The organism is Nonomuraea maheshkhaliensis (genome assembly GCF_039529435.1).
Taxonomy (GTDB): Bacteria; Actinomycetota; Actinomycetes; order Streptosporangiales; family Streptosporangiaceae; genus Nonomuraea; species Nonomuraea maheshkhaliensis.
The window spans coordinates 1-6,714 of the sequence record NZ_BAAAMU010000239.1; the positions used below are offsets into that span (position 1 = coordinate 1).

The window sequence follows — 6,714 nt, forward strand, 5'->3', positions numbered from 1 at the left end:
CCGAGATCGCGGCGCTCATGCGCGAGGTCTCAACCGAGGGAAAGCTCGTCGAATAATCGGATCTTGTCACAAAAGCCGAGGCTGCCCTGTCCAAGCTGGCGATCGGGCCACATCGCCGAACGGGGGAAGTCGTTGTGACCGCGTTGGCGATGGTCGCCGAGTCCGACGATGTCGCGGGCTGATCGTCGGCCGGCTGTTCCACGCGGTCAGCAGGCCGGCTGTACATCATTTGGAGGAGACATGAGCACCTCGAACGGTGAGAACGAGTTCCTGTACGAGCTCCACGTCGAGATCGAGGAGGAGCTGATCATCGCCGAGGCCAGCCACGCGGAGGAGGAGGTGGGGCAGCCGATCACCGAGTGGCTGTACGACCCGACGGACGTCGAGCGCGAGAAGATCGCTCTGCGAGGGCTGCGCGACACGGTCGAGGTGCTGGAGGACGGCGCGCGGCCGGGTGACGACGTTGCCTGAGCCGCGGATCGACACGCTCGCCAGCCTCCGTGAGCACCTGCAGTGGGCGATCGAGCTGGAGCACGCGACGCTGCCGCCGTACCTGACCGCGCTGTACTCCCTCGACCCGGAGCGCAACCCGGCGGCCGTCGAGGTGGTGAGCAGCGTCTTCGTGGAGGAGATGCTGCACCTGGCGCTGGCGGCGAACCTGCTCAACGCCGTCGGCGGCACGCCGCGGCTCGACACGCCCGAGATGCTGCCGCCTCACCCCCGCAAGCTGCCCCACGGCGATCTCGAGCTGTCGCTGGTGCCGTTCGGCCTGGAGGCGCTGGAGATGTTCCTGCGCCTGGAACAGCCCGCACCGCCCGGCGCACCGCCGGAGGACGACAACTACGAGACCATCGGGCAGTTCTACGCCGCGATCGAGCAGGGGTTGCGCTACCTGTGCGAAACGCTCGGCGAGAAAGAGGTCTTCTCCGGCGACCCGGCCCGGCAGGTGAGCGGCGGCCACTTCCGCCACACCGGCGGCAGGCTCGTCGCCGTCACCGACCTCGCCTCCGCGCTGGACGCGCTTGAGGAGATCGTCGAGCAGGGGGAAGGCAACGCCCGCAGCGAGGTCTGGGACGGTGACCAGGACGAGGTCGCCCATTACTACCGCTTCATGGAGCTGAAGCTCGGCCGCCGCTACCGGCGCGGGGACACCCCTGAGTCCGGGCCCACCGGTGAGAAGCTTTCGGTGGATCTCACCGGGGTGTTCCCCATGACGCCCAACCCTGCTGACCGCGCCGCGCAGGAGGAGTTCAACCACACCTACTGCGCGATCCTTCATCTACTGGAGCTGGCCTTCAACGGCAGCCCGAGGATGCTCGCCGTCGCCACCGGGCAGATGTACGCGCTCAAAGCCCAGGCGCAGGGGCTGATGCGGCGGGGCGGCCTCACCTTCGAGTACGTCCCGCCTGAGCTGCGCCGCTGGAGCGCGGGCGACCACCAGCGGATCGTCGTGCTCCGCGACGGGCCGTACGTCGTGTACGGTCGCGTCCCCCTGCGGCGCAAGCGGAAGATCGTCTCCGCCGAGCAGAAGAACGCGCTCACCTGGAAGACCGGCGAGCCGCTGAGGACCGAGGAAACCTATGCGCTGTGCCGCTGCGGCCGTTCGGGCGCCAAGCCGTTCTGCGACGGGACTCACGCCGTGATCGGTTTCGACGGCACGGAGGCCGCGCCGATGCGGCCCTACCAGGAGTTGCAGCACGTGCACGACGGCGTCGGCATCTCCGCGCAGCGGGTGGGCGAGCTGTGCGTGCACGCCGCCTTCTGCATCGGCCGGACCAGGCCCATCGCCAAGATGCTCGACGACACCGCCGACAGCGACGTGCGCTCCGACGTCATGGGCCGCATCGATCACTGCCCCTCCGGCTCCTACAGCTATGCCCTCGAACGCGGTGGCGAGACGATCGAGGCCGACCTCCCGCGCGCCATCTCGGTGCTGGAGGAGGAGGACGGGCTGGCCAGCGCGCTGTGGGTGACCGGTGGAATCCCCGTCACCCGGTCGGACGGTCTGCCGCTGGAGACCAGGAACCGGATGACGCTGTGCCGTTGCGGCCACTCCGGCAACAAACCGCTCTGCGACGGCACCCATCGCGAGATCGGCTTTCACGAGTGAACAACCAGAGAGGCAATCCCATGAACCAACCAGTCGTTCTCCTCGTCCACGGCGCCTTCGCCGAGTCGGCCAGCTGGAACCGCGTCATCCAGCGCCTGCGCGGCAACCAGCTCACCACGGTCGCCGTGGCCAACCCGCTGCGCAGCGTGGAAGGCGACGCCACCTACCTGCGGGACGTGATCGACGGCATCGGCGGCCCTGTCGTCCTGGTCGGCCATTCCTACGGCGGCATGGTGATCAGCCAGGCGGCGGCGGGCAACCCGGCCGTGCGTGCCCTGGTCTACGTCGCCGCCTTCGCCCCCGAGCCCGGCGAGAGCGCGCTGCTGCTGTCGAGCAAGTTCGAGGGCAGCACGCTCGGCCAGGCGCTGCAGGCCTACCCGGTGGCCTCCGGCGGCAACGAGTTCCGCATCGACCCCGCCAAGTTCCACCGCCAGTTCTGCGCCGACCTCGACACCGAGGAGGCCGCGCTGATGGCCGCGACCCAGCGGCCGGTGACCGAGCGCGCCCTGTCCGACGGGCTCGCCGTCGACGAGGCGCCCTGGCGCACCGTCCCGTCCTGGTTCGTCCACGGCGATAAGGACCTCAACATCCCGGCCGCCGCACTGCGCTTCATGGCCGAGCGCGCGACCTCGCGCGGCACCCGCGAGGTCGCCGGCGCCTCTCACGCGCTCGCGGCCTCCCAGCCCGACGCCGTGACAGCGACCATCCTCGACGCTGCGGACCACGCGCGAGGCTGACGAACCCCTGTTCAGGCCGACGGGCGAATCGATGTGGGGCACATGAACACGGAATCCCTGGAACAGGCCAACACTCTCGATCGGGCGGCGTCCGCCTTCATCGAGCTGCGCCCGCGGCTGTTCGGCATCGCCTACCGGATGCTGGGCAGCGCGGCCGAGGCCGAGGACATCGTCCAGGAGGTGTGGCTGCGCTGGCAGGACACCGACCGCGAGACCATCGAGAACCCGCCGGCCTTCCTGGCGCTGGTCACCACCCGGCTGGCCATCAACCTGGCGCAGTCGGCGCGCGTGCGGCGGGAGTCCTACATCGGCCCCTGGCTGCCGGAACCCGTGGACACCAGTCTGGACCCCACTGTCGGCGCCGAACGCGGCGAAGCACTGGAGCTGGCCTTTCTGCTCCTGCTGGAGAGGCTCAACCCCACCGAGCGCGCCGCTTACGTCCTGCGCGAGGCCTTCGACTACCCCTATCCGCAGATAGCGGAGATCCTGCAGCTCACCCCGGTCAATGTCAGGCAGATCGTGAGCCGCGCCCGCAGGCGCCTGACCGCCGTACGCCACGAGCCCATCGACAGGCTCCAGCACCGGCGCCTCCTGGAGACCTTCCTCGACGCCGCCCAGACGGGAAATATCGGCGCCCTGGAGAAGCTCTTCGCCGCCGACGTCGTCAGCTCCTCCGACGGCGACGGCATCAGGGGATCGGCCAAGTTCCTCGTGCTGGGCAACGAGCGGGTGGCCAGGTTCGTGGCCGCGTTCTCACCGCGGTTCTGGCCGGGCACCGCCGTCACGTGGGTAGAGATGAACGGGCTGCCAGGCGTGCTCGTCACCCGGGACGGCAGCGGCGTCGCCCTGCTCGCCATCGAGGCCTCCAAGGAGGGGATCCACCACCTGTTGTGGATCCTCAACCCGGCCAAGATCGAGGCCTTCGAGCGGTCTCGCAGCCGCTTTGTCACAACGTAACGGGCTGTCCGGTCTTATCTGCCAACAATGAAGGAGGCGGCAGACCATGACCGAGGCGGGCGCCGAGTCGCTGGCGGAGATGCTCAACGAACGGCAGCACCTGCTCGAGATCGCTCTGTGGATGTTCGGCTCGGACACCACGGCCGACCACGTCGTCCAGGAGACCTATCGCCGCTGGTACGCCCTCGACCAGGAGGAGCGCGCCGCCATCGCGGTGCCGCGCGCCTGGCTGACGCGGACAGCGGGAAGCATCTGCCTGGAGCTCCTCGCCGCCCCCGGAACCGACCCTGACCACGTGCCCGGCGGCCCGGTGATCCGGGCCCAGCCCGTGCCGGGTCCGGCCTCGCACCAGGCCGGGTATGGCCAGGCGATGCTCGCCAGGCATGAGCGGGTGGCCCGCAGGTTCGCCGCGGCCTGCCAGGCGGGCGACACCGAGGCGCTGCGGGAAGTCCTGGCCGCCGACGCGATCGTCGTCAGCGATGGCGGCGGCAAGGTGCGCGTCGCCATACGGCCGACTTACGGTGCGGACGCCGTCGCGCGGGTCGTCACGGCGTTGCTGATCGACCAGCCAGGAACCGAGCCGGCCATCGGGTCGGTGAACGGCAGGACAGGGCTCGTGCTGCGGCGGGCGGGCAAGGCCGTGGCGGTGGTCAGCGTGAGCGTGGCCGGAGCCGAGGTCACGGCGGTGTGGATCATCCTGAACCCCGACAAACTCCAGCGTTGGCGCTGACGGGCATACTGGTGAACGACCAGATCCTCTCCACTGACCACGACTACAACGGGGCGGAATACAGGCCGCTCTACTCCACGCGCGTCGCCCTGACCGGCGGCAGCTCCTCCCACGGGCGGGCCAGCGGCCACGCCAGGTCCTCCGACGGCACTCTCCCTGGAGCTGCGGATGCCCGACGAGCTCGGCGGCGACAACCCGGGCCGAACCCCTCGTCATTGGCGGCGCCACCAACAAGCAGGTCGCCGCCTCTGGCACGCCTTCACCAAGCTCGGGATCAGCTCGCGTGTCGAGCTCACCAGGCTCGTCCTCGAATACGAGGCCGCCTGTCACAACTGAGGGGGCTGCCTTGTCCTAGCTGACGACAGGGGCGCACCACAGCGTCCAGAAAGCCAGAAGGGTGCCAACAATGAAAATCGTGGTGATCGGCGGGACCGGGCTCATCGGGTCGAAGCTGGTGAAGAAGCTGGGCGAGCACGGCCACGAGGCCGTGGCCGCGTCACCGAACACCGGCGTCAACACGCTGACCGGGGAGGGCCTGGCCGAGGTGCTGAAGGGCGCCCAGGTCGTGATCGACGTGTCGAATTCGCCCTCGTTCGAGCGCGAGGCCGTCATGAAGTTCTTCCAGACCTCCACTGGCAACCTGCTGGCGGCCGAGGCGGCCGCAGGCGTGGGCCATCACGTGGCGGTGTCAATCGTGGGGACCGAACGGATGCCGGAGAACGGCTACTTCGCGGCGAAGATCGCCCAGGAGAAGCTGATCGAGAAGTCGGGCATCCCGTTCTCGCTGGTGCACTCCACCCAGTTCTTCGAGTTCGCCCGAGGCATCGCCGATGAGGGCACGGTCGACGGCAAGGTGCACATCGCGCCGGTGCTGTTCCAGCCGATCGCGGGTGACGACGTGGCCCAGGCGGTCGGCAGGACCGCGGTGGGGACGCCGCTGAACGGCCGGATCGAGATCGCCGGACCGACCCAGTACAAGATGGACGAGTTCTTCCGCAAGGCGCTGGCCGCCTGGGGCGACACCCGCGAGGTCGTCGTCGACCCGCAGGCGCGCTACTTCGGCAGCGTGCTCGGCGAGCGGTCGCTGGTGCCCGCTGACGGCGCGCAGCTCGGCACCATCACCTACGAAGACTGGCTCGACCAGTCCGACGCGAAGTAGGGCGGGCGATGGACAAGCCGCGATCGACCGCGTGGCAGACGGCGCTGACCGTGCTGCAGGAGGCGCAGCCTCCGTTCATCCCCGAGGGCGCGCACGCGATGACCGTGGTCATCGAGTACCCGCCCGGAGACCCTGGCGCGCCGCCGCATCGCCACCCGGGTCCCGCCTTCGGCGTCGTCCTCGAGGGCGAGATGCTGATGGAGCTGGAAGGGGAGCCGGAGCGGGTGATCCGCGCCGGCGAGGCGTTCTGGGAGCCGGGTGGCGACGTCATCCACTACCAGGACGGCAACAATCGCGACGATGTCCCGGTACGGTTCACGGTCACCATGCTGTGCGAGCCGGGCAAGCCGATGTTCACGCTGGTGGAAGAGGCCGAGCTGGCCCAGCGCCAGGACCGCCGCGCACCACGCCCGTCCTGAACCCCGGCGAAGTATCCGCAGCGTGACGGCACCGGCTGCCGTCGTCGCTGCCTGATCCCAGGATCGAACCAGGCAGCCGGCCCACCGGCCGGCGGTCCGATCCGCCATGCCAACAACCCGAGGTATGACACGAATGAACCACGAACGATCGGTTCGGATCGGCACGCTCGACAGCCTCCGCGAGCACCTGCAGTGGGCGATCGAGCTGGAGCATGCGACGTTGCCGCCGTATTTGACGGCGTTGTATTCGCTGGATCCGGAGCGTAATGCGGCGGCTGTGGAGGTGGTGAGCGGCGTCTTCGTGGAGGAGATGCTGCATCTGGCGCTGGCGGCGAATCAACTCAACGCCGTTGGTGGTGCGCCGCGTCTGGACATGCCGGAGATGTTGCCGTCGCATCCGCGTAGGTTGCCGCACGGTGATCTGGAGGTGGCGTTGGTGCCGTTCGGTGCGGAGGCGCTGGAGATGTTCCTGCGCCTGGAACAGCCGGCGCCGCCCGGTGCGCCACCGGAGGACGACGATTACCGGACCATCGGGCAGTTCTACGCCGCGATCGAGCAGGGGTTGCGCTACTTGTGCGCAACGCTCGGCGAGAAGGAGGTGT

General features: G+C 69.1%; 9 protein-coding genes. All 9 read left to right on the top strand.

Going from position 1 to position 6,714, the window contains the following annotated elements; translation table 11 throughout:
* The first annotated feature begins 240 nt into the window (after nucleotides 1-240).
* Entirely contained in the window at nucleotides 241-471 is a 231-nt protein-coding gene (locus ABFX54_RS55455; RefSeq protein WP_346115404.1) for a hypothetical protein, read from the top strand.
* The gene (locus ABFX54_RS55460) at nucleotides 455-2,110 is read left to right on the top strand and encodes a ferritin-like domain-containing protein (protein ID WP_346115405.1); all 1,656 of its coding nucleotides are present in this window, start codon (nucleotides 455-457) and stop codon (nucleotides 2,108-2,110) included. The genes ABFX54_RS55455 and ABFX54_RS55460 overlap by 17 nt, the downstream gene beginning before the upstream one ends.
* Before the next feature lie 20 nt (nucleotides 2,111-2,130).
* Nucleotides 2,131-2,847, top strand: a complete 717-nt coding sequence (locus tag ABFX54_RS55465) for an alpha/beta fold hydrolase (protein ID WP_346115406.1) — start codon at nucleotides 2,131-2,133, stop codon at nucleotides 2,845-2,847.
* A gap of 42 nt (nucleotides 2,848-2,889) precedes the next feature.
* On the top strand, nucleotides 2,890-3,804 hold the full coding sequence (locus tag ABFX54_RS55470; RefSeq protein ID WP_346115407.1) for an RNA polymerase sigma-70 factor: 915 nt from the start codon (nucleotides 2,890-2,892) through the stop codon (nucleotides 3,802-3,804).
* A gap of 46 nt (nucleotides 3,805-3,850) precedes the next feature.
* Nucleotides 3,851-4,534, top strand: coding sequence for a sigma-70 family RNA polymerase sigma factor family protein (locus ABFX54_RS55475; RefSeq protein ID WP_346115408.1), 684 nt, complete (start codon nucleotides 3,851-3,853; stop codon nucleotides 4,532-4,534).
* A gap of 168 nt (nucleotides 4,535-4,702) precedes the next feature.
* Nucleotides 4,703-4,870 carry a hypothetical protein gene (locus tag ABFX54_RS55480; RefSeq protein ID WP_346115409.1) on the top strand — a complete coding sequence of 56 codons (168 nt, stop codon included), beginning with the start codon at nucleotides 4,703-4,705 and terminating at the stop codon, nucleotides 4,868-4,870.
* A 70-nt stretch (nucleotides 4,871-4,940) separates the two neighbouring features.
* A complete protein-coding gene (locus tag ABFX54_RS55485; RefSeq protein WP_346115410.1) occupies nucleotides 4,941-5,693 on the top strand; it encodes an SDR family oxidoreductase in 753 nt (250 codons plus the stop codon).
* A gap of 8 nt (nucleotides 5,694-5,701) precedes the next feature.
* The gene (locus ABFX54_RS55490) at nucleotides 5,702-6,112 is read left to right on the top strand and encodes a cupin domain-containing protein (protein ID WP_346115411.1); all 411 of its coding nucleotides are present in this window, start codon (nucleotides 5,702-5,704) and stop codon (nucleotides 6,110-6,112) included.
* Between the two features lie 133 nt (nucleotides 6,113-6,245).
* On the top strand, nucleotides 6,246-6,714 hold a 469-nt coding region (locus tag ABFX54_RS55495; RefSeq protein ID WP_346115412.1), incomplete at its 3' end, for a ferritin-like domain-containing protein.